The following is a 22,415-nucleotide window of genomic DNA, read 5'->3' on the forward strand; positions in this document are numbered from 1 at the left end:
TTCGACCCCTATGTCTTACCAATTTGGAAAAGTCTCCCTGCGCCAGCGCATTGCGCCCTGGTTTGCGGGTTTCGACGGGCCGCTGGCGTTTGCGGTCTTTATGCTGGCCTGCGCCGGCATGCTCACCATGTATTCGTCGGGGTACGACCATGGCACGCGGTTTGAGGACCATGGCCGCAACATGCTGATTGCTGCCACCATCATGTTTGTGGTGGCCCAGGTGCCGCCGCAGCGCCTGATGGCGGTGGCCGTTCCGCTGTACCTGGTGGGCGTGGCGCTGCTGGTGGCGGTGGCGGTGTTTGGCATCACCAAAAAGGGTGCGCGGCGCTGGGTGAACGTGGGCATCGTGATCCAGCCCAGCGAGATTCTCAAGATCGCCATGCCGCTGATGTTGGCCTGGTGGTTTCAGAAGCGCGAGGGCCAGCTGCGCCCGTTGGACTTTGTGGTGGCGGGCCTGCTGCTGCTGCTGCCCGTGGGGCTGATCATGCGCCAGCCGGACCTGGGCACCTCGCTGCTGGTGCTGGCGGCGGGGCTGGCAGTGATCTTTTTTGCCGGCATGAGCTGGAAACTGGTGATTCCGCCGGTGGCGATCGCGTTGGTGGGCATTGTCCTGTTGGTGGTGTTTGAGCCCAAGCTGTGCGCCGACGGCATGCGCTGGGCCGTGTTGCACGACTACCAGCAGCAACGCATCTGCACCCTGCTGGACCCCACGCGCGACCCGCTGGGCAAGGGCTTTCACATCATCCAGGGCATGATCGCCATTGGCTCCGGTGGCATCACCGGTATGGGCTTCATGAAGGGTACACAGACCCATCTGGAGTTCATTCCCGAGCGCACCACGGACTTTATTTTTGCGGCCTTCTCGGAAGAGTTTGGCCTGATCGGCAACCTGTGCCTGCTGGCCGCTTTTGTCTTCCTGATTTTGCGGGGCTTGGCCATTGCGCTGGAGGCGCCCACGCTGTTCTCGCGCCTGCTGGCCGGGGCCGTGACCATGATCTTCTTCACCTACGCCTTTGTGAACATGGGCATGGTCAGTGGCATCCTGCCCGTGGTGGGTGTGCCGCTACCTTTCATCAGTTATGGCGGCACCGCCATGGTGACGCTGGGGCTGGCGCTGGGAATTTTGATGTCGATTGCCAACTCCAAGCGCTTGGTCCAATCTTGATATGACCTGCAAGATTGGCATCATCGGTGTGGGCAATATGGGCGGCGCCATGGCGCAGCGCCTGTGCGCACTGCGCTGGGCGCCGTGGGTGCACGATGTGGACACTGCCAAGGTGCAGGATTTGGTGCCTTTTGGTGCTATAGCCCCCGTGGATATTGCGCAAGCAGCTACTGAATCTGTAGCAATCATCGTCTGTGTGGTGGATGCTGCACAGACCCGCGACGTACTCTTCGGCCCCCAGGGGCTGGCCCCACACCTGCCCGCTGGCCATGTGGTGCTGCTGTGCCCCACCATCGCCCCACAAGATGTGGAATCCATTGCCGCCCAATTGGCCGAGCGCGGCATCCACTCCATCGACGCCCCCATGTCCGGCGGCCCGGCGCGGGCACGCGACGGCAGCATGAGCCTGATGGTGGCGGGCGAAGACGCCGTGGTGGCGCGTGTGCAGCCGTTGCTGGATGCGCTCTCGGGCAAGGTGTTTCGCATCAGCCAGCGTGTGGGCGACGGTGCGCGCACCAAACTCGTCAACAACCTGCTGGCCGGCATCAACCTGGTGGGCGCAGCCGAGGTGATGGCGCTGGCCAGCCGTTTGGGCCTGGACCTGAACCGCACGCTGGACGTGGTGGAGCAGTCTAGCGGCCAGAGCTGGATTGGCAGCGACCGCATGCGCCGCGCGATTGCGGGAGACCTGGCGCCGCGTGCGCACATGACGCTGCTGGCCAAGGACACACGCCTGGCGCAAGAGGCCGCAGCCCACGCGGGTTTTGCCGGGCCACTGGGCGCCCACGCCAGTGCGGTGTTTGCCGCCGCAGTAGCCGCAGGGCTGGAAGGGCTGGATGACGGCGCCCTGCTGGCATTCCTGCAGCGGCCTAAAATGGCCGAATGATCTCTCGCGAACCCACCATTGAACGCCTGGCCACGGCCAAGTCCCTGCTGCTGACCCCGTTTGGGCTGGATGAGAGCCATCTCACCCGTGCCCTGAACGAAATCAAGGCGCACCAGGTGGATGAGGCAGACCTCTACTTCCAGTACACGCGCTCCGAGGGCTGGAGCCTGGAAGAGGGCATTGTGAAGACGGGTTCCTTCAGCATTGACCAGGGCGTGGGCGTGCGCGCCGTGAGCGGCGAGAAAACCGCCTTCGCCTACTCCGACGACATTTCCGAAGCCAGCCTGCTAGACGCCGCACGCACCGTGCGCACCATCTCCAGCGCGGCCCAGTCCAAGCGGACCAAAACCCCCAGCACCAAAATCGCCAGCAGCCGCAAGCTCTACGCCGGCGTGGACCCGATCTCCACGCTGGACAGCACTACCAAGGTGGAACTGCTGGGCAAGGTGGAAAAGCTGGCCCGCGCCAAAGACCCGCGCGTCATCCAGGTGATGGCCGGCCTGGCCAGCGAATACGACGTGGTGATGGTGGCGCGCGCCGACGGCACCATTGCCGCCGATGTGCGCCCACTGGTGCGCCTGTCGGTCACCGTGATTGCCGAGCAAAAGGGGCGGCGCGAAGTCGGCTCCAGCGGCGGTGGCGGCCGTTTTGGCCTGGCCTATTTCACCGACGCGCAGATTGAAGAGTATGTGAACCAGGCCGTGCACGCCGCGCTGACCAACCTGGACGCACGCCCTGCACCGGCCGGCGAGATGACCGTGGTGCTGGGTTCTGGCTGGCCCGGCATCCTGCTGCACGAGGCCATTGGCCACGGGCTGGAGGGTGACTTCAACCGCAAGGGCAGCAGCGCCTTCAGCGGCCGCATTGGCCAGCGCGTCGCCGCCAAGGGCGTGACCGTGCTCGATGACGGCACCATTGCCGACCGCCGCGGTTCGCTCAACGTGGACGACGAGGGCAATGCCAGCCAACGCAATGTGCTGATCGAAGACGGCATCCTGAAGGGCTACATCCAGGACAGCATGAACGCGCGCCTGATGGGCGTGGCGCCGACCGGCAACGGCCGGCGTGAAAGCTACGCCCACGTGCCCATGCCCCGCATGACCAACACCTACATGCTAGGTGGCGACAAGGACCCGCAGGAAATCGTCAAGAGCATCAAGAAGGGCTTGTATGCGGTCAACTTCGGCGGTGGTCAGGTGGACATCACCAGTGGCAAGTTCGTGTTCTCGGCCTCGGAAGCCTATTGGGTGGAAAACGGCAAGATCCAGTACCCCGTGAAGGGCGCCACCATTGTGGGCAGCGGCCCGGAGTGCCTCAAACGCGTCTCCCTCATCGGCAACGACATGAAGCTGGACAGCGGCGTCGGCACCTGTGGCAAAGAGGGCCAAAGCGTGCCCGTGGGTGTGGGCCAGCCCACCTTGCGCATTGACGGCCTGACCGTGGGCGGCACGGCCTGAACCGGGCAGTCAGCCCGCTGTTTTCAACCTGTGCTACATTGAAGCCATGCATTCAGCACGTTTCTTTTTTAGCTACTTTTGGTTCTCACGCGCATCCGGCGGTCGAGAGATCTGAACGTACCCAAAAAAAACGTCCTGAATCTCCCCAAAAACCGCCGGCACCCCCGGCGGTTTTTTTATGCCTTTTTCTCTTTAACTTTGACCTCAGGAGCGACCCATGAATGCACACGCTACGGCCACCGGTGACTGGTACGGCCAATCCCATCCCGCCGACCGCACCAGCAAGACCGACGACGAACGCATCAAGGACATCACCGTGTTGCCACCTCCTGAGCACCTCATCCGCTTTTTCCCCATCCGCGGCAGCGCGGTGGAGACCCTGATCACCGACACCCGCGCTGCCATCCAGAACATCATGGCCGGCAAGGATGATCGCCTGCTGGTCATCATCGGGCCCTGCTCCATCCACGATCCGGCTGCCGCGCTGGACTATGCGCGCCGCCTCAAGGTTGAGCGCGAGAAGTACAAAGACACGCTGGAGATCGTGATGCGCGTGTACTTCGAAAAACCCCGCACTACCGTGGGCTGGAAGGGCCTGATCAACGACCCCTACCTGGACGAGAGCTTCCGTATCGACGAAGGCCTGCGCATTGCGCGCCAGCTGCTGATCGAAATCAACCGCCTGGGCCTGCCCGCCGGCAGCGAGTTCCTGGACGTGATTTCTCCCCAGTACCTGGGCGACCTGATCTCCTGGGGCGCGATTGGTGCGCGCACGACGGAGAGCCAGGTGCACCGCGAGCTGGCCTCCGGTATCTCGGCCCCCATCGGTTTCAAGAACGGCACCGACGGCAACATCAAGATCGCGACTGACGCCATCCAGGCCGCAGCTGGCGGGCACCACTTCCTGTCGGTGCACAAAAACGGCCAGGTGGCGATTGTGCAAACCAATGGCAACCCGGACTGCCACGTCATCCTGCGCGGTGGCAAGACGCCCAACTACGACGCCGCCAACGTGGCCGCCGCCTGCGCCGACCTGGCCAAGGCCAAGCTGCCCCAGACCCTGATGGTGGACTGCAGCCACGCCAACAGCAGCAAGCAGCATGAGAAACAACTGGAAGTCGCCAAGGACATCGCCGGTCAGATTCGCGGCGGATCGACGAGTGTGTTTGGGGTGATGGTGGAAAGCCACCTGAATGCCGGGGCCCAGAAGTTCACCCCTGGCAAAGACGACTCCACCAAGCTGGAGTACGGCAAGAGCATTACCGACGCCTGCCTGGGCTGGGACGATTCGATGGAGTCGCTGGAGGTCTTGTCGGCGGCCGTGCAGGCGCGCCGCGCGCTGAAATAAGCGGCGGGGTCAGGTCGGCGCGGTTGGGGCCGTGCGGGCTTGTTCAAGCATGGCGTCAGCCCATACCTGGGCGGCCGCCATGGTTTCAAAAATCTGGAACGGGCGGCCAATGTCGGCGTAAATCTTGGTGAACTGCGGCGCCATGATGCTGCCACCCTCCACATCCGGCGCCATTACAAAGGCCGTAGCCACGGGGATCATGTTGTCGGGCTTGGGCGCGGCCATGATGGCGGCATAACGCGCAATACCGTCCGGGCTGCTCATGGCATTGCCCACCACGGTGCACACACTGACCCAGGCCCCTTGTGGCCGGGTGGCCAGCAAGTAGTCACGCTGGGCAATGGCCAGGCAGTCCACCAGCTCGGTGTTGAACGGACCAGTCGCTTCGTAGTGCATCAGACTGCCTTCCATCCAGATGTCCACCACGCCATGGGGTGTGAACTGCGAGGTCTTGATCTGGCTGGTGCTGCGCTTCTTGGGCTTGGCTACTGGGGACATGGTATGCAGTGAAGGCGGCTAACTCGTCAGTGCATCTTAGCGGGCACGGGCATTCTTTTTTAGTGCATCTCCGCAGTCCATGCTCAGGGTATTCCCGGAAATTCATCGACAAAATGGCGAAATTTCCCCGTCCTGCCTGCGCAAGTAGCTACTGTTTTTGTAGCAAATTCAGCAGCTTGGCGTGGATGCCGCCAAAGCCGCCATTGCTCATGCAGAGGATGTGGTCGCCCGGGCGGGCCTGTGCCACCACCTGGCGGACCAGGTCGTCAATGGAGTCGGACACCACGGCGCGTGGGCCCATGTGCGCCATCGCATCCGCTGCGTCCCAGCCCAGGCCTCCGCTGTGGCAAAAGGCCAAGTCGGTTTCTTCCAGGCTCCAGGGCAGCTGCGCTTTCATGGCGCCCAGCTTCATGGTGTTGGAGCGGGGTTCGAACACGGCGAGGATGCGGGCCGCGCCGACCTTGCGGCGCAGGCCGTTGACTGTGGTGTGGATGGCGGTGGGGTGGTGGGCAAAGTCGTCGTATACGGTGACGGGCGCGCCGCCGCTGCGCAGGCTGACCTGGCCGCGCACTTCCATGCGGCGCTTGACGTTTTCAAAGCTGGCCAGTGCTTGTGCCGCTATGGCCGGGCTCACGCCCACGTGGTCGGCCGCGGCGATTGCGGCCAGTGCGTTGAGTTGGTTGTGCACCCCGCCCAGGCCCCACTGCACATGGGCCACTGGTTGGTCCTGGTAGTGCACCGCAAAGTCATGCGGTTCGCCCACGGCGGTGAAGTCGCTCACGGCGGCGCCAAAGCTGCGCACTTCGCTCCAGCAGCCCTGGTGCAACACGCGGGTCAGGCTTTCTTCCAGGCCATTCACCACCACACGCCCGGTGCTGGGTACGGTGCGCACCAGGTGGTGGAACTGGCGTTCGATCGCGGCCAGATCGTCAAAGATGTCGGCGTGGTCGAATTCCAGGTTGTTGAGCACGGCTGTGCGCGGGTGGTAGTGCACAAACTTGCTGCGTTTGTCGAAGAAGGCGGTGTCGTATTCGTCCGCTTCAATCACAAAAACGGGGAGATGGGACGGCACCGGGTTCTGCGTAGGTAAAGGAGGAGCCCGCAAAGCGGGCGGGGGACACGGAGCAGAAGACGGTGCCGTCCCGCCTCCCAAGCGCGCGGAGATGCCGAAGTTCATGGGCACGCCGCCAACCAGGAAGCCGGGTTGCAGGCCTGCGCTTTCCAAGATCCATGTCAGCATGGCGGTGGTGGTGGTTTTGCCATGGGTGCCAGCCACAGCCAGCACGTGGCGACCCTGCAGCACATTCTCGGCCAACCACTGCGGGCCGCTGGTGTAGGGGGCGCCGGCGTCCAGAATCGCTTCCATCAGTGGGAACTTGGGCGTGCCGTCGGCCAGGTGGGCGCGGCTCACCACGTTGCCGATGACAAACATGTCGGGGTTTAACGCCATCTGGTCGGCGCCAAAGCCTTCAATCAGTTCAATGCCCAGGGCGCGCAGCTGGTCGCTCATGGGGGGGTAAACACCGGCGTCGCAGCCCGTGACGCGGTGGCCGGCCTCGCGGGCCAGGGCGGCCAAACCGCCCATGAAGGTGCCACAAATACCAAGAATATGAATATGCATGGGCTTATTTTACGTGCCTATGGGGTGCGGAATTTTTAAGCCTTTTATGCCTCTAGCCCCCGTGTAATCTGCGCAAGCAGCTATCAAAACTGAAGCAATCCCGGTGCGGCACCGGGGTCACAGGGGGCGCGGTACCATGGCGCTATGGACGACCTGAAAGAAGAAATCGCCGCCACCGCCGCCCGCATGGTGGTGGAAGAGGGGCTGGAATACGGCTCCGCCAAACGCCGTGCGGCCAAGCAGTTGGGCGTGTCGGCGCGTGCGGCCCTGCCAGACAACGACCAGCTGGAAGCCGCGGTGCAGGAGTACATCGCCCTGTTTTGTGCGGACACCCAGCCACAGGAGCTGCAGGCCCTGCGCCAGCTGGCGTTGGAGTGGATGGAGCGCCTGGCCCCGTTTCGCCCGCATGTAGGCGGGGCGGTCTGGCATGGCACGGCCACGCGCCGATCCGACATTTACCTGCAGTTGTTTTGTGATGACCCCAAATCGGCCGAAATTGCGCTGATTGATGGTGGCGTGCGTTTTGAGGCCCGGTCGGTGCCGGGCTTGCATGGCGAGATGGTGGATGCCCTGAGTGTGCATGCCCTGTGCCGCCCGCTGAACGAGCAGGTTGGTGTGCACCTGTTGGTGTATGACCTGGACGATGTGCGCGGCGCCCTCCAGCCCGATGCGCGCGGGCGCCGTCCGCGTGGTGATGCCGCTGCGCTGCGCCGTTTGTTGCAGGATGCCGCCCATGACTGAGTCGTCTCATCTCCCCGATCAGGCCGAATCGGCGTCCGCCGCCCATTCGCGCCGTTGGTTGCTCAGGGGGCTGGCCGCTGGTGCTGCCCTGGCAGGTGCAGGCGTTGCGGTTTGGAAAGGTGCTGGTCCGTCTGTGGCGGAGCCAGTGCCCGGATTTTGGGCCCAGCGTTGGGAGTCGCCCGAGGGCGCGCCGGTGGTATTACAGGGTTTTCAAGGGCGCCCGCTGCTGATCAACTTTTGGGCCACATGGTGTCCGCCCTGTGTGGAGGAGTTGCCGCTGATCAATCAGTTTTACCGCGAAAATCGGTCTAACGGTTGGCAAGTGTTGGCATTGGCTATCGACAAGAAGGCGCCGGTGCAGGCTTTTTTGCAGCGTATGCCGCTGGATTTTCCGGTGGCGTTGGCAGGTATGGCGGGCGCCGACTTGGGGCGCAGCCTCGGCAATCTGACCGGTGGTCTGCCGTTCACGGTGGTCCTGTCGGGTGACGGGGTGGTACAGCAGCGAAAAATGGGGCGCGTGCTGCCCGCCGACCTGCAGGCTTGGGCTGGGCTAAAATAGAGCGCTCACCCTAGTGGGTGTGTCGTCCCCGGTGGTGCTTGCAGCCACCCTTCGTCTGGGGTAAATGGCCAGAAATGACCTCATTTATCCAGAGATCAATAAAATTATCGGCAGATGCCGGCATTTTTGCGGTAAATTCGCCGCTTCACAAATGTCGGTTGTTGGAGATTCCATGGATTTACGCAAACTCAAAACCCTGATTGACCTGGTCTCGGATTCCAATGTGTCGGAACTCGAAATCACCGAAGCCGAAGGCAAGGTGCGTATCGTCAAGGGCGGTGGTGCGGTGGTTCAAGGCTATGCACAGCCTGTGTACGCCGCCCCTCCCGTGAATGCACCTGCCGCACCAGCAGCTGCGCCAGCCGCCGTGGCTGCACCTGTGGTGGAAGTGCCCGCTGGCCACGCCGTGAAATCCCCTATGGTCGGAACGTTCTACCGGTCGTCTGCTCCCGGTGCCAAGCCTTTCGTGGAAATTGGCGACACTATCAAGCAGGGCGAGACGATTTGCATCATTGAGGCCATGAAGATCCTCAACGAGATCGAAGCCGACAAGTCGGGCACCGTGACCCAAATCCTGTGTGAAAACGGACAGGCTGTCGAATACGGCCAGCCTTTGTTCACCATCGAATAAGCACACGCATCCATGTTCAAGAAAATCCTGGTCGCCAACCGTGGCGAGATTGCCTTGCGTATCCAGCGCGCCTGTCGCGAGCTGGGTATCAAGGCCGTCATGGTCTATTCCGAGGCGGACCGCGAAGCCAAATACGTCAAGCTGGCCGAAGAGGCGGTGTGCATCGGCCCCGCGCCGTCGGCCCAGAGTTACCTCAACATGCCGGCCATCATCTCGGCCGCCGAGGTGACGGATGCCGAGGCCATCCACCCCGGCTACGGCTTTTTGAGCGAAAACGCCGACTTTGCCGAGCGCGTCGAGAAAAGCGGTTTCCAGTTTATCGGCCCTACCCCTGAGTCGATCCGCATCATGGGCGACAAGGTCTCGGCCAAGCAGGCCATGATCCGCGCCGGTGTGCCTTGTGTGCCAGGCTCTGAAGGCGAATTGCCGGACGATCCCGTACTGATCAAACGCATGGCCAAGTCGGTTGGTTATCCTGTCATCATCAAGGCGGCTGGCGGCGGTGGTGGGCGCGGCATGCGCGTGGTCCACACCGAAGCTGCGCTGGTGAACGCCGTGGCCATGACCAAGGCCGAAGCTGGAGCTGCCTTTGGCAACCCGGCGGTGTATATGGAGAAGTTTCTCCAGAACCCACGCCACATTGAAATCCAGATCCTCGCAGACAAACACAAGAATGCGGTTTACCTGGGTGAACGCGACTGCTCCATGCAGCGCCGCCACCAGAAGGTGTTGGAAGAATCCCCTGCGCCTGGCATCAACCGTAAGCTGATCGAGCGTATTGGCGAGCGCTGTGTCGCGGCTTGCAAGAAGATTGGTTACCGCGGCGCCGGTACCTTCGAGTTCCTCTATGAAGACGGTGAGTTCTACTTTATTGAAATGAACACCCGCGTGCAGGTGGAGCACCCGGTGACCGAAATGGTGACGGGCATTGACATTGTCAAAACCCAGATCATGGTGGCTGCCGGTGAGAAACTGCCGTTCACCCAGCGCCAGATCGAGGTGCGTGGCCACGCCATCGAGTGCCGTGTGAACGCCGAGGACCCCTACAAGTTCATCCCGTCGCCCGGCCGTGTGACCATGTGGCATGCGCCCGGTGGCCCCGGTGTGCGTGTGGATTCACACGTCTACACCAACTACTTTGTGCCGCCCAACTACGACTCCATGATTGGCAAAATCATTGTGCACGGTGACACCCGCGAGCAGGCCATGGCCCGCATGCGCACGGCGCTGGCCGAGACGGTGGTGGAAGGTATCAACACCAACATCCCGCTGCACCGCGAGTTGATGGTGGACGCCAAGTTCATGGACGGTGGAACCAACATCCACTACCTGGAACACTGGCTGGAACAGCACAAACGGTAAAGGCTGGCATGTTTGAATTGCGTTTGATGTGTCCCGAAGACCGGGTCGAAAGCCTGAGCGATGCGCTGGACGCGTTGGACGCCCTGAGCGTGAGCGTGGAAGATGCGGACGCCCAGACCGATGCCGAGCAAGCCCTGTTTGGCGAACCCGGCATGCCGCCGCCCAAAGACGGTTGGCAGCGTTCCCGCGTGATTGCCCTGTTTGCCGACCAGGCGCTGGCCGACGATGCCGCGCGTCTGTTGCAAGCACAAGACTTTTTTGCGGGTTGCCAAGTGCTGGGCATTGCTGCCGTGGCAGACCAGGATTGGGTGCGTTTGACGCAGTCGCAGTTCGTGCCCGTGGAAATCACGCCCGAGTTCTGGATTGTTCCCACCTGGCATGAGCCTCCGGCGCAAGCCAAACAGGTCATTCGCCTGGACCCGGGCTTGGCCTTTGGGACCGGGACCCATCCAACTACACGTATGTGCCTGCGCTGGGTCGCGGGCCACCCGAACCAGTCCGAGGTGTTGGACTACGGTTGTGGCTCCGGTATCTTGGCCATTGGTGCGGCCAAGTTTGGTGCCAAGCACGTGGTGGCGGTGGATATTGATGAAGCAGCCGTGCAGTCCACGGTGCTGAACGCCGATGCCAATGCCGTGCAGCTGTTGGCCGGCTTGCCCGACAAGGCGGAGGGGGTGTATGCCCTGGTGCTGGCCAACATCCTCGCCACGCCGCTCAAGGTGCTGGCGCCGCTGTTGTGCGCGCATGTGAAAGCGGGCGGGCATTTGGTGTTGGCGGGCATTCTGGCCCGGCAGGCCGACGAGTTGATTGCCGCCTATGTCCCCTATTGCACGCTGTCGGTGGCAGACGAAGAAGACGGCTGGATTCTGATGACTGCCACCCTCTGACGGCGGCTACCTCGGCTCTACAATGTGACGCGATGAGCCTGATTACCCAATGCCCTGCCTGCGCCACGATGTTCAAGGTCGTGCCAGACCAGTTGCGCATTTCGGACGGTTGGGTGCGTTGTGGGCAGTGCGACGAAGTCTTCGACGCCAACGCCCACCTCTACGCCGATCCCCAGCAGCAGCCAGAGCCAACCGCTCAAGAGGCGGTGCTGGCGGATGATGCCCGCGGCGATTGGAAGTCTTCCCTGCGGTTTGCCAACGAGCAACAAGAGACTGCCCCCCCGGCTGACGAGGCCACCTTTGGCTTGAACGAGGCTGCAGTGGTGGACGTGCTGGACGTCCGCGATGGCGCTGCGGCGGAGGGCGCAGCACCGCATGGTTACGCGACGCCCTTTGTGCAGGAGCCTGGGCTGGATGACCTGTTGGACTTGCGACCCGGCCATGCACGAGATGAGCCCGAAGCTCCAGAGGAGGTGTCTCCGGTGTTGGCCAAGCCGGCACAAACTGTCGAGCCGCGGTATGCGCAAGTGCAGGTTAAAACGGTAGAACCCACAGATACCCCCAAGTTGTCGTTCATGCGCCAGGCACGTGGGGCCAGTGCGTGGCAACGCACCAGTGTGCGTGTGCTGCTGTCGTTGGTGGCCTTGGTGCTGGTGGCTGCTTTGGCCTTGCAGGTGGTGGTGCATGAGCGCGACCGCATTGCGGCCACGGAGCCCGCTGCGAAAGAGGCTTTGCTGGCGGTCTGTGCGTGGCTGGATTGCAAGGTGTTGCCCGTTCGGCAGATCGAGTCGGTAGTGATTGACAGCTCCTCTTTCACCAAAGTGCGTGCGGACGTGTACCGTTTGAATTTCACGCTGAAAAGTACCGCGGCGATTGCCCTGGCGGTGCCCTCGCTGGAGTTGACCCTGACCGATTTGCAGGACCAGGCGGTGGTGCGCCGTGTGCTGTTGGCGTCGGAGTTGGGCAGCGGCAAGGACACATTGGACGCGGGTGCCGAACTCACCACAGCAATCCCCATCACCGTCAAACCCGGCAGCAATACCGAACGCATTTCGGGTTACCGCTTGCTGGCTTTTTACCCCTGACCTCGCCATGAAAAAAGCCCGAGACCTTGCGGTGTCGGGCTTTGGAGCCTAGGGCGTAAACGCTCAGGGCTTGCTGGAAGTCGGAAACGGCCAGGCCGCTTGCGGATTCAGCGTGGTTTGCGCCGCAGGGGCTGCAGGGGCAGCTTTGGCAGCGGGTGCTTTCGCGGCTTTCTTCGCAGCGGGCTTCTTCGCTGCTTTTTTGGCTACGGGCTTCTTCGCTGCAGGCTTTTTGGCAACAGCGGCTTTCTTCGCTGGGGCCTTTTTCGCGGCTGCTTTTTTCGCAGGCGCTGCCTTCTTTGCTGCTACCTTTTTGGCGGGAGCGGCTTTCTTAGCGGGAGCTGCCTTCTTCGCTGCTACCTTTTTAGCGGGAGCTGCCTTCTTCGCTGCTACCTTTTTGGCGGGAGCGGCTTTCTTAGCGGGAGCTGCCTTCTTCGCTGCTACCTTTTTGGCGGGAGCGGCTTTTTTAGCAGGAGCTGCCTTCTTTGCTGCTACTTTTTTAGCGGGAGCAGCTTTCTTCGCGGGAGCGGCCTTTTTTGCGGCCGGTTTTTTTGCAGTTGCCATGATTTTCTCCTTGATCAATTTACAAAGAGCACTTCTTGCCAGTTGGGTGCAAGAAGCGATTCATGTTGTTGGGCGCAGTCCCAGCAACATGAACGCGGTGACACGCTCCCAGTCCGCAGTCTGTGCTGCGGTGCTGGAGGCGTGAAGTTCTAGAAAACATAATCAGCGTTTCAATCCCAAGACAGGGCGCCGCCCGATTGGTACTCGATCACGCGGGTTTCGAAGAAGTTGCGTTCCTTCTTCAAGTCAATCATTTCGCTCATCCAGGGGAAGGGATTTTCCTCGTTCGGGAACAGGGGCTCCAGCCCAATCTGCGTGGCACGGCGGTTGGCGATGTAGCGCAGGTAGCCTTTGAACATGGAGGCGTTCATGCCCAACACGCCACGTGGCATGGTGTCTTCCGCGTAGCGGTATTCCAGTTCCACAGCTTTCTCGAACAGGGCCTTGATCTCTGCCTTGAACTCCGCCGTCCACAGGTGGGGGTTTTCCAGCTTGAGCTGGTTGATCAGGTCGATGCCAAAGTTGCAGTGCATGGACTCGTCGCGCAGGATGTACTGGTACTGCTCTGCAGCACCGGTCATCTTGTTCTGGCGACCCAATGCCAAGATTTGCGTAAAGCCCACGTAGAAGAACAGGCCTTCCATCAGGCAGGCAAACACGATCAGCGACTTGAGTAGCGTCTGGTCGGTCTCGGCAGTGCCGGTGTGGAAGTTGGGGTCCATGATGGCCGAGATGAACGGGATCAGGAACTCGTCTTTGTCGCGGATGGATTGGACTTCGTTGTACGCGTTGAAAATCTCGCTCTCATCCAGGCCCAGCGATTCCACGATGTACTGGTAAGCGTGGGTGTGGATGGCTTCTTCAAAGGCCTGGCGCAACAGAAACTGGCGGCACTCGGGCGCCGTGATGTGGCGGTAGGTGCCCAACACGATGTTGTTAGCAGCCAGCGAATCGGCGGTGACAAAGAAGCCGAGGTTGCGTTTGACGATGCGGCGTTCGTCTTCGGTCAGGCCATTGGGGTCTTTCCACAAGGCGATGTCGCGTGTCATGTTGACTTCTTGCGGCATCCAGTGGTTGGCGCAGGAAGCCAAGTATTTTTCCCAAGCCCACTTGTACTTGAAGGGCACCAGCTGGTTCACATCGGTCTGGCCATTGATGATGCGTTTGTCATCGGCGCGGATGCGGCGTGGTGTGCCGGTCTGCATAACAGCGGCTACAGCAGCAGGTGTTTGCACGGAAACTGGAGTGACCGATGCCTGCGCAACCGACAGCTGTTCAGACGGGTTGCGCGCAAAGTTGCTCGGCGATGTGGGCTTGACTTCTTCGTCCCAGGTCAACATAGATGATTCCAATCAGCGGATTATGAGAGCAGCGAAATGAATTGAAAAGAAGTCATGCATTTCGCCGCCCATTTGTGTTGCTCAATTGCATCGCAATGGTGCTCGCGATGCGCCTCTCTTGTTACTGGCAGGACTCGCAGGTGGGGTCATCCACACCGCAGAACTTGATGTCTGTTGCGGCGTTGCTGGATAACTCCATCTGCGCTTGTGCTGCAGCTGCTGCGGCTTCCAATGCGCTGGACATTTTGGTGGAGCCTTGTGCATCGTTGCCCGACGACACGGCATTCATGCGGCCCGCGGCGACCGTGGATTTCTCCACGTGGGTGGCCGACATGGTGCGGAGGTAGTAGGTGGTTTTCAGACCACGCAACCACGCCAGCTTGTAGGTCTCGTCGAGCTTCTTGCCCGATGCGCCGGCCATGTAGATGTTCAGCGATTGCGCCTGATCAATCCATTTCTGGCGACGTGCGGCAGCTTCCACCAACCAACGGGTTTCCACTTCAAACGCGGTAGCGTAGAGCTGCTTGATCTCTTGGGGCACGCGGTCGATGGGGCTCAGCGATCCGTCGAAGTGTTTCAGGTCCATCACCATCACGTCGTCCCACAGGCCCAGGGCCTTGAGGTCACGCACCAGATAGCTGTTGATGACGGTGAATTCACCCGACAGATTGGACTTCACTGACAGGTTGCCGAAGCAAGGTTCGATAGACGCGTCCACACCAATGATGTTGGAGATGGTGGCGGTGGGCGCGATGGCTACGCAGTTGGAGTTGCGCATGCCGTCTGCGGCAATTTTCTTGCGCAGCGCATCCCAGTCCAGGGTGGAGGAACGGTCCACTTCCACATAACCACCACGGGCCTGGGCCAGCATGTCCAGGGTGTCGGGGGGCAGGATGCCCTTGTCCCACAGCGAGCCCTTGAAGCTGGAGTACTGGCCGCGTTCACGGGCCAACTCCGTAGACGCCCAGTAGGCGTAGTAACTGATGGCTTCCATGGATTCGTCAGCAAACTGGACGGCAGCATCGCTGGCGTAAGGGATGCGCAGGGCGTACAGGCTGTCCTGGAAGGCCATCACACCCAGACCCACGGGGCGGTGGCGCATGTTCGAATCACGTGCCTTCTTGACCGCGTAGTAGTTGATGTCGATCACGTTGTCCAACATACGCATGGCCGTGGCTATGGTGCGCTTGAGTTTGTCGTGGTCCAGCTTGCCGTCTTTCAAATGCTGGCGCAGGTTGACCGAGCCCAGGTTGCAGACTGCGGTTTCGGTGTCGCTGGTGTTGAGTGTGATCTCGGTGCACAGGTTGGACGAATGCACGACTCCAGCGTGCTGCTGGGGCGAACGCACATTGCAGGCATCCTTGAACGTGATCCAGGGGTGGCCGGTTTCAAACAGCATGGTCAGCATCTTGCGCCACAGGTCGCTGGCCTCAATGGTGCGCGAGGGTTTGATCTCGCCGCGGGCGGCCTTGGCTTCGTAGGCCACATAGGCCTTTTCGAAGTCGGCGCCAAACAGGTCGTGCAGGTCGGGGACGTTGGAGGGCGAGAACAGGGTCCAGCTACCTTTCTCCATCACGCGGCGCATGAACAGATCGGGAATCCAGTTGGCGGTGTTCATGTCGTGCGTGCGGCGGCGGTCATCGCCGGTGTTCTTGCGCAGTTCCAGGAACTCTTCGATGTCCAGGTGCCAAGTTTCCAGGTAGGTGCACACCGCACCCTTGCGCTTGCCACCCTGGTTTACCGCCACAGCGGTGTCGTTCACCACTTTCAGGAAGGGGACCACGCCTTGGGATTCACCGTTGGTGCCCTTGATATGGGAGCCCAGGGCACGCACACGGGTCCAGTCGTTACCCAGGCCGCCGGCAAATTTGGACAGCAGCGCGTTTTCTTTGATGGACTCGTAAATGCCGTCCAGGTCGTCGGGCACGGTGGTCAGGTAGCAGCTGGAGAGTTGCGAGCGCAGCGTGCCGCTGTTGAACAGCGTGGGCGTGCTGGACATGAAGTCGAAGCTGGACAGCACTTCGTAGAACTCGATGGCGCGGGTTTCGCGGTCGATCTCGTTGAGCGACAGGCCCATGGCCACACGCATGAAGAAAGCCTGGGGCAATTCGATGCGGGTCTTGCCTTCGTGCAGGAAGTAGCGGTCATACAGCGTCTGCAGACCGAGGTAATCAAATTGCAGGTCGCGGCTGGCCTTGAGGGCGGCGCCCAGGCGCTTCAGGTCGAACTGCAGCAGCTTTTCGTCCAGCAGCTCGGCATCCACGCCGCGCTTGATAAAACCAGGGAAGTAGTCGGCGTAAGCCTCTTGCATGTCGGCCTGGGCCACATCGCGCCCCAGCACTTCGCGGGAAATCGTGTGGAACAGCAGACGCGCTGTCGCGTAGGTGTAGTCCGGGTCTTTTTCGATCAGGGTACGGGCGGCCAGGATGGAGGCCTTGTAGACCTCGTCCATGGGTACGCCGTCGTACAGGTTGCGCATGGTTTCGGCGACGATGGGGTCGGCTTTGACATCTGCGCCCAGACCCGAGCATGCGGTTTCAATGCGGGATTGCAGCTGGTTCAAGTCCAATGCAATACGCTGACCGCCTTCCAGCACGTGGATGGTGGGCAAGGCTGGTGCTGTTTGTGCCACTTGCTTGGCACGCTCTTGCGTGCGGCGCTCGCGGTAGAGCACGTAGGCGCGGGCGATCTCATGGTGGCCGCCGCGCATCAGGCCCAGCTCGACCTGGTCTTGCACATCTTCAATGTGGAAGGTGCCGCCACCGGGGCGCGAGCGCATCAGTGCGCGAATGACCTGCTGGGTCAATCCGTCCACTGTTTCGCGCACACTGGCCGAGGCCGCGCCCTGGGTGCCGTGCACGGCCAGGAATGCCTTCATCAGGGCAACCGCAATTTTGTTGGGCTCGAAGGGAACCACTGCGCCGTTGCGGCGAATGATCTGGTAGTGGGCCAGGGTGTTGGCCATGCCACCTTCGGCGTTGTTGCTGCTGTGGGCAGTCAGCAGCGTGCTGGAGGGGGTGGGCGTTGCGGTAGAAACAGATTCCATGATTTCCTCGTCTAAATCGGTATTTTTTGGGGCTTGTCGTTGCGCATGAACGGCCCCTTATTGCTTGCGTGGGCCAGTCGTTTTCACTAACAGCACACACTATATCTGGGGTCTATGGTGGAGGCAAGCCACTACAGGTAGTGTACAGGCTGCTATTGACGCTTGGCGGGGTCTTGCTGTTGGGGCATGCGGATTACATGCCGGAAAACAGCATCGGGAGGCGCGCGTGAAATGGAGCTTTGGGGGGCGATCGCGAGGTTTGACGCGTTCTGCGAGCGCGTTTGGTCGGCAAAGGCGCATGGAATCAGCGCCTCTTGCAAAACCAGCGCAGTGCGCGGCTGGAAAACCCTATCAAAACGGCACTGAAAAAATATTTTCAGCCAGGCTGCTTGCGTGTGCTGGGTGGATAACAGGCATCTGAAAAGCCCAGGCTTTTGCGCAAAAGGTCCCATCGCAAGCCTGGGCCTGGATCTTCTTTGCGTCCGGGGGCAATGTGCTCATGGCCCGCAATGTGCCGCACCGGGTAGTGTGTGCTGAGGGCTGGAATCAGCGATTGCAATGTCTCGTACTGTGCTGGTGCAAAGGTGTCCCCCTCCAGCCCCTCCAGTTCAATGCCGATGGAGTCGTCATTGCAATTGCTTCTTCCTCGGTAGGCGGAGACCCCTGCGTGCCACGCGCGGTCCTTGCAACTCACAAACTGCCAAAGGTCCCCCTGTCGTGTGATGAAAAAATGGGCAGACACCTGCAAACCTTCGATGGACTTGAAGTAAGGGTGGGCCTCCCAATCCAGGCGATTGGTGAACAGCTCTGCGACATGGGAGGTGCCGTACTGTCCGGGTGGCAGACTGATGGAGTGCAGCACCACCAGATCGATCAATGCTCCGGCGGGCCGCGGGCCGAAATTGGGTGAGGCGCATTGGTGCGCGAAGCGATACCAGCCCTCTTTCCATAAGGAAGGTGCTTCTTCAGGCATCGGAGGGCTCGTCGGAGGCATTGGGGACGTCAATTTGCAGGCGAGCCATTCGATAGCGGATTTGACGCAGGCTGATGCCCAGTCGCTGGGCTGCGGAGGTGCGGTTAAAGCGGGTTTCACGCAGGGTACGCACCAGAATGTCGCGCTCAATCCGATCCAGATGCACTTGCAAGTCACTCGGGATGGACTCTGGCAGGCTGCTTGCCAAAGGTAAGGGCAGGGCAAGCGCCGCTGCGATGTCAGGGGCCGCGGGCTGTTCTGGCTCCTCGCGCAGAGCTTGTGGCTGCGTGTTCAGCGCATGGGTGTCGAGTTCAAGTACCGGCCCCTCGGAGAGCGCCATGGCGCGGTGCAGCACGTTCTCCAGCTCCCGGACATTGCCCGGCAGGGGCAGTGTGCAGATTTGCGCCAGGGCGGGGGCGGACAGCTGAGGTGCTGGTATGCCGGACTCAGCGGCGATCCTGATCAACAGGGCCCGGCACAAGGCTGGCAGGTCTTCGCAGCGCTCGCGCAGAGGGGGGATGTAAATGTCGATGACGTTGAGGCGGTAATACAGGTCCTGTCGAAACCGTCCGGCCTGTACTTCGGCCGCCAAGTCTTTGTGGGTGGCACTGACGATGCGGACATCCACCTGCTCTTCTTGTAACGCTCCCAGGGGCCGCACGCTGCGTTCCTGGATCGCGCGTAGCAGCTTGGACTGCATGGCCAGGGGCAGGTCGCCAATTTCGTCCAAAAACAAGGTGCCACCATGGGCGGCTTGGAAAAAGCCGACGCGGTCCTGATTCGCACCGGTGTATGCGCCTTTGCGGGCGCCAAAAAACTCGGCTTCCAGCAGGTTCTCCGGAATGGCGCTGCAGTTCACGGGAACCCAGGGTCCCTGGACGCGGTGGCTGTTGGCGTGGATGGCGCCTGCAACCAGCTCTTTGCCGGTACCCGATTCACCGCGGATAAGCACCGGGGCCATGCTGCGGGCCACCTTGACGATCCGGTCCTTCACTTGCGTCATGACGCCGGAGGTGCCGACCATTTTGGCCAGCGCGGCTTCCGCACTGGCGGTGGCGCCACTGTGCGGTGTTTTCAGGGGCGGGTTGCGTGACGGGACCGGTGGGGTGAATGCATTGCCCTGCAGGGCGTTGGCCACGACGGCGCGAAACTGTTTCAGGTCAACCGGTTTGGAGAGGTAGTCAAACGCCCCGGCTTTGAGTGACTCCACGGCGTTTTCAGCAGACCCATAGGCGGTAATCACGACGCAGCGCTCCGGGCGCTGCTCCGCCCGCAACTGGGCCAGAATGTCGGTGCCCGAGCCATCGGGCAGGCGCATGTCGGTAATGATCGCGTCAAAACGTTGTTGACCCAATTGGTCCCTGGCCTCTTGCACGCTACCGGCGGTCTCTACACGGTAACCCTCGCGTAGCAGCGTCAGCTCGTACAGCGTGCGCAGGTCTGGTTCATCGTCAATGACCAGAATGCGCGCGTCGTTCAGTACAGGGAGGTTTGCCATGGTGCTTCCGTATTGTCGTTTGGCCTTGTGTCCTCGATCAGTGGCAAGGTAATCGAAAACGCATTGCCGTCGGTGGCTTGGCCCGCCATAGGCTGCGCGCTGCGGTGGTAGGCCAGGGTGGCACCATGGCGCTCGCACAGCTCTCTGCAAATATACAGACCCAGACCGCTGGAGCGGCTCTCGGAGGAGAAAAACGGTTCAAACAGGTGGCGTTGCACAGACGCGTCCATGGGGGCTCCATCGCTCCACACTGTCACGCGTGCTACGCGGTCATAGCGCTGGCTCAGTATCTGGATGCTGGTGGCACGCTTGCTGGCGTAGCGCCGTGCGTTTTCCAGCAGATTCACCAGAATCTGGCGCAGGTGATCCGCATCAAAGTGCACCGGGAGCGCTTCGGTATCGACTTCAATATGCAACTGAGGCAGGTACCCCGATTGCTGTCCCCAATCCGACGCAATGCGGTGTACCAGCTCGTGCAAAAGAATGTGCTGGGCCAGCAAGGCGGGATCGTTGCCGCGCACACGGGACACGTTGAGGATGTCATCCACGATTTTTTCAAGCCGTTTGGCGTTTTGGGACACCATCGCGGTCAGTTTTTTCTGGCGTGGGTCACTGATGTCTTCGTCCAGCAAGGCATTGGCCTGGGCAATGGCGGCCAACGGATTGCGTATTTCGTGCGCCACCGCGGTGGAGAGTCGCCCCATGCTGGCCAGTTTTTCGGTGCGCAAGCGGGCTTCCTGCTCGCGCTGGTCTTGCAGGAACAGAACACACAAACTGTCTTGAGCGATGCCTTGTGGTGCCGCCAGGCTGGTGCGAACCATCACCCGGCGCGGCCCGCTGTCTGCGTGGTGGATGGTGACCTCTGCCTGCTGGGCGCGGCCGGTGCCTGTGCTCATGCGGGTCAGGTGCAGCAAGGGCTGCCAGGCAGGGCTGCCTTTGAGGTCGAACATGGCCGAGCGCAATGGCCGTTGCGGGCTGCCCAACAGCATGCGGGCAGCGGGGTTGGCGGCCCGTACTAGGCCCTGCGCATCCACAATGAGCACCCCATCGGGCAGGGACTCAATCACCAACTCATTCACCTGGCGCTGTATGGTCGCTGCCAATTGGCTCAGGCGTGCGCGTTTTCCCTCGCTGGCCAGGCGGGTCGCCAACTGGTTGGCCAGCAGTGCAATTAAAAAATAACCAGCGCCAGCCAGCGCCGCCTGCACAAACGCCGGGGTGGCATCTCCAGGGGCGTCGCTGTATATCCAAAAGGTACCGCCCAGGAGCAGCATGCTGACCCCCGCCGCCGTGCCCAGCGCCAAGCGCAAGGACCCCAGTACCGATGCCAGCAAAATGGGCAGTGCAAACAGGGGGGTGTAGTTGAGGTTGCCGCCCTGTAGCCATTGCAAGGCCGAGAACACGCCAATGTCCAGCCCGATCAGCACCCCCCAGGCACGGTTGAAAGCCTGGCCGAGGTAACGCGGACGTACCAAGCGTTTTGCCGCCAGGGTGCCCAGAAAGTACGCGGCGCAGATCCCGATGAGGGTGCGACTTTGGGCCGACCCTGTGGCATACAGACCCGCTTGCAGTACCAGCAACACCAAGCCCAGCGTGAGTCGCGCCGTCATGAAGGCTTGCCACAGGCGTGAGAACTCTTGGGTGCCCTCGGGGGGCTCGGGCGTGGGCTCCAGCGCCGCCGGGCCGAACCACGAGTGCTCGGGAAGCGCGTTGGTGGGCATCACCCCTCCGCCGCTTGGCGGTGCGCTGGGCTGCAGTAAACACCGTGTTGGCCACGGAGCGATTCAGATTCTGGCAAGTGCAGGCCGCAGTGGCGGCAGGCCACCATGTCCGCTGGCCCCGCCTGCGCTTTGGCTTTTTGTTGCTGTTGGTGTTCCAGGGTGCTGCTGCGCGCACTGCGCCAGCGCCAGGCGACCAGAAACACCACGGCCAAGACAATGAAATACTTCATGCGCCGCGCCCCAAAACCACTTCGAGCACAAACCGCGAGCCCACATAGGCCAGCAGCAGCAACACCGTGCCGGTGTACAACATGCGGTTGGCCTGTTTGCCGCGCCAGCCAAACTGGTAACGGCCGACCAGCAAAACGGCAAAGGTGAGCCAGGCCAGCACGGAAAACACCGTCTTGTGGTCCCAGCGCCAGGCGTGGGCCGGCCCATACACCACGTCACCAAACCCAAACCCCATCACCAGCGTGGCACTCAGCAAAACAAACCCGGCTGCGACAAAGCGGTAGGTCAGACGCTCCAGCGTCAACAACGGCAAGCCACTGTGCGGGTCAGCCGCCTGGCGAATCCGGGTTTCCGCGCGGGTCATGAACCAGGCATGTACCACGGCGGTGCCAAACAGGCCGTAGCTGGCGACCCCCAACAACAAATGCAGGGGCAGCCAGATGGAGGCCGAGGACGACAGGGCCGTGCCGGGAAACACAAAGGCCAGCGCCACGGCCAAGGCTCCCAGGGCGGCCAGGGCCCAGCGGGTTTGCAGCTGGGGGAACACCTGGCTTTCCACGGTATAGACCGCAGCCACCAGCCAGGCGGTGCCCGACAGCGCGGGGGCAAACCCGAAATGCACGGTCTCGCCCAGCAGGCCCCAGGCCAGCACCACGCCATGCAGCACCCAGGCCACGGCCACCCAGGCCCGCGCCGCGCCCACCGACAGATGGGCCGCGCGCAGAGCCGTCCACGCGTAGGCGCTGGCGGCCAAAACCGACAGGGTCAGGCTGATGGGGGACGCACTGGCTAAAATCATGCCCAC

Annotated in this window: 20 protein-coding genes; 10 read left to right on the forward strand and 10 right to left on the reverse strand. The window is 61.7% G+C overall.

Going from position 1 to position 22,415, the window contains the following annotated elements:
- The first annotated feature begins 10 nt into the window (after positions 1 to 10).
- The 4 genes from rodA (at position 11) to C5F53_RS14580 (ending at position 4,856) form a co-directional block, all read left to right on the forward strand.
- On the forward strand, positions 11 to 1,165 hold the full coding sequence (gene rodA / locus C5F53_RS14565) for a rod shape-determining protein RodA (protein ID WP_105262106.1): 1,155 nt from the start codon (positions 11 to 13) through the stop codon (positions 1,163 to 1,165).
- 1 nt (position 1,166) lies between these two features.
- Positions 1,167 to 2,051, forward strand: coding sequence for an NAD(P)-dependent oxidoreductase (locus C5F53_RS14570; RefSeq protein WP_105262107.1), 885 nt, complete (start codon positions 1,167 to 1,169; stop codon positions 2,049 to 2,051).
- Positions 2,048 to 3,508, forward strand: coding sequence for a metalloprotease TldD (gene tldD / locus C5F53_RS14575; protein WP_105262108.1), 1,461 nt, complete (start codon positions 2,048 to 2,050; stop codon positions 3,506 to 3,508). The genes C5F53_RS14570 and tldD overlap by 4 nt, the downstream gene beginning before the upstream one ends.
- A gap of 217 nt (positions 3,509 to 3,725) precedes the next feature.
- Complete coding sequence (locus C5F53_RS14580) at positions 3,726 to 4,856, forward strand: 3-deoxy-7-phosphoheptulonate synthase (RefSeq protein WP_105262109.1); 1,131 nt, start codon at positions 3,726 to 3,728, stop codon at positions 4,854 to 4,856.
- Between the two features lie 9 nt (positions 4,857 to 4,865).
- Here the strand turns inward: C5F53_RS14580 and C5F53_RS14585 are convergent, their stop codons facing one another.
- Together C5F53_RS14585 and mpl are read right to left on the reverse strand one after the other, a co-directional pair.
- Positions 4,866 to 5,354 carry a hypothetical protein gene (locus tag C5F53_RS14585; RefSeq protein ID WP_105262110.1) on the reverse strand — a complete coding sequence of 163 codons (489 nt, stop codon included), beginning with the start codon at positions 5,352 to 5,354 and terminating at the stop codon, positions 4,866 to 4,868.
- Between the two features lie 148 nt (positions 5,355 to 5,502).
- Positions 5,503 to 6,975, reverse strand: coding sequence for a UDP-N-acetylmuramate:L-alanyl-gamma-D-glutamyl-meso-diaminopimelate ligase (gene mpl / locus C5F53_RS14590; protein ID WP_105262111.1), 1,473 nt, complete (start codon positions 6,973 to 6,975; stop codon positions 5,503 to 5,505).
- Between the two features lie 144 nt (positions 6,976 to 7,119).
- On the opposite strand from mpl, the gene C5F53_RS14595 reads away from it, so the two are divergent.
- From C5F53_RS14595 to C5F53_RS20285, 6 genes are all read left to right on the forward strand, one after another.
- A complete protein-coding gene (locus C5F53_RS14595; protein ID WP_105262112.1) occupies positions 7,120 to 7,716 on the forward strand; it encodes a hypothetical protein in 597 nt (198 codons plus the stop codon).
- Entirely contained in the window at positions 7,709 to 8,275 is a 567-nt protein-coding gene (locus tag C5F53_RS14600; RefSeq protein WP_105262113.1) for a TlpA disulfide reductase family protein, read from the forward strand. The genes C5F53_RS14595 and C5F53_RS14600 overlap by 8 nt, the downstream gene beginning before the upstream one ends.
- A gap of 172 nt (positions 8,276 to 8,447) precedes the next feature.
- A complete protein-coding gene (gene accB, locus C5F53_RS14605; protein WP_105262114.1) occupies positions 8,448 to 8,906 on the forward strand; it encodes an acetyl-CoA carboxylase biotin carboxyl carrier protein in 459 nt (152 codons plus the stop codon).
- 12 nt (positions 8,907 to 8,918) lie between these two features.
- Positions 8,919 to 10,268, forward strand: coding sequence for an acetyl-CoA carboxylase biotin carboxylase subunit (gene accC, locus C5F53_RS14610; RefSeq protein ID WP_105262115.1), 1,350 nt, complete (start codon positions 8,919 to 8,921; stop codon positions 10,266 to 10,268).
- An 8-nt stretch (positions 10,269 to 10,276) separates the two neighbouring features.
- Positions 10,277 to 11,155, forward strand: coding sequence for a 50S ribosomal protein L11 methyltransferase (gene prmA, locus C5F53_RS14615; protein ID WP_105262116.1), 879 nt, complete (start codon positions 10,277 to 10,279; stop codon positions 11,153 to 11,155).
- Between the two features lie 32 nt (positions 11,156 to 11,187).
- A complete protein-coding gene (locus C5F53_RS20285; RefSeq protein WP_161499945.1) occupies positions 11,188 to 12,240 on the forward strand; it encodes a zinc-ribbon and DUF3426 domain-containing protein in 1,053 nt (350 codons plus the stop codon).
- 63 nt (positions 12,241 to 12,303) lie between these two features.
- On the opposite strand, the gene C5F53_RS14625 is transcribed toward C5F53_RS20285, so the two are convergent.
- From C5F53_RS14625 to C5F53_RS14660, 8 genes are all read right to left on the reverse strand, one after another.
- Positions 12,304 to 12,801, reverse strand: a complete 498-nt coding sequence (locus tag C5F53_RS14625) for a histone H1-like DNA-binding protein (RefSeq protein ID WP_105262272.1) — start codon at positions 12,799 to 12,801, stop codon at positions 12,304 to 12,306.
- A gap of 170 nt (positions 12,802 to 12,971) precedes the next feature.
- Positions 12,972 to 14,141 carry a ribonucleotide-diphosphate reductase subunit beta gene (locus C5F53_RS14630; RefSeq protein WP_105262117.1) on the reverse strand — a complete coding sequence of 390 codons (1,170 nt, stop codon included), beginning with the start codon at positions 14,139 to 14,141 and terminating at the stop codon, positions 12,972 to 12,974.
- A gap of 121 nt (positions 14,142 to 14,262) precedes the next feature.
- On the reverse strand, positions 14,263 to 17,187 hold the full coding sequence (locus tag C5F53_RS14635; protein WP_105262118.1) for a ribonucleoside-diphosphate reductase subunit alpha: 2,925 nt from the start codon (positions 17,185 to 17,187) through the stop codon (positions 14,263 to 14,265).
- Between the two features lie 376 nt (positions 17,188 to 17,563).
- Positions 17,564 to 18,181 carry a 1,6-anhydro-N-acetylmuramyl-L-alanine amidase AmpD gene (gene ampD, locus C5F53_RS14640; RefSeq protein ID WP_105262119.1) on the reverse strand — a complete coding sequence of 206 codons (618 nt, stop codon included), beginning with the start codon at positions 18,179 to 18,181 and terminating at the stop codon, positions 17,564 to 17,566.
- Positions 18,153 to 19,658, reverse strand: coding sequence for a sigma-54 dependent transcriptional regulator (locus C5F53_RS14645; RefSeq protein ID WP_105262120.1), 1,506 nt, complete (start codon positions 19,656 to 19,658; stop codon positions 18,153 to 18,155). Before C5F53_RS14645 ends, ampD begins: the two co-directional genes overlap by 29 nt.
- Entirely contained in the window at positions 19,637 to 21,379 is a 1,743-nt protein-coding gene (locus C5F53_RS14650) for a nitrogen regulation protein NR(II) (RefSeq protein WP_105262121.1), read from the reverse strand. The genes C5F53_RS14645 and C5F53_RS14650 overlap by 22 nt, the downstream gene beginning before the upstream one ends.
- Entirely contained in the window at positions 21,379 to 21,609 is a 231-nt protein-coding gene (locus C5F53_RS14655; protein WP_105262122.1) for a PP0621 family protein, read from the reverse strand. The genes C5F53_RS14650 and C5F53_RS14655 overlap by 1 nt, the downstream gene beginning before the upstream one ends.
- On the reverse strand, positions 21,606 to 22,409 hold the full coding sequence (locus tag C5F53_RS14660; RefSeq protein WP_105262123.1) for an inner membrane protein YpjD: 804 nt from the start codon (positions 22,407 to 22,409) through the stop codon (positions 21,606 to 21,608). Before C5F53_RS14660 ends, C5F53_RS14655 begins: the two co-directional genes overlap by 4 nt.
- Positions 22,410 to 22,415: the final 6 nt, after the last annotated feature.

Source organism: Rhodoferax sp. TS-BS-61-7 (assembly GCF_002943465.1).
Taxonomy (GTDB): domain Bacteria; phylum Pseudomonadota; class Gammaproteobacteria; order Burkholderiales; family Burkholderiaceae_C; genus Allorhodoferax.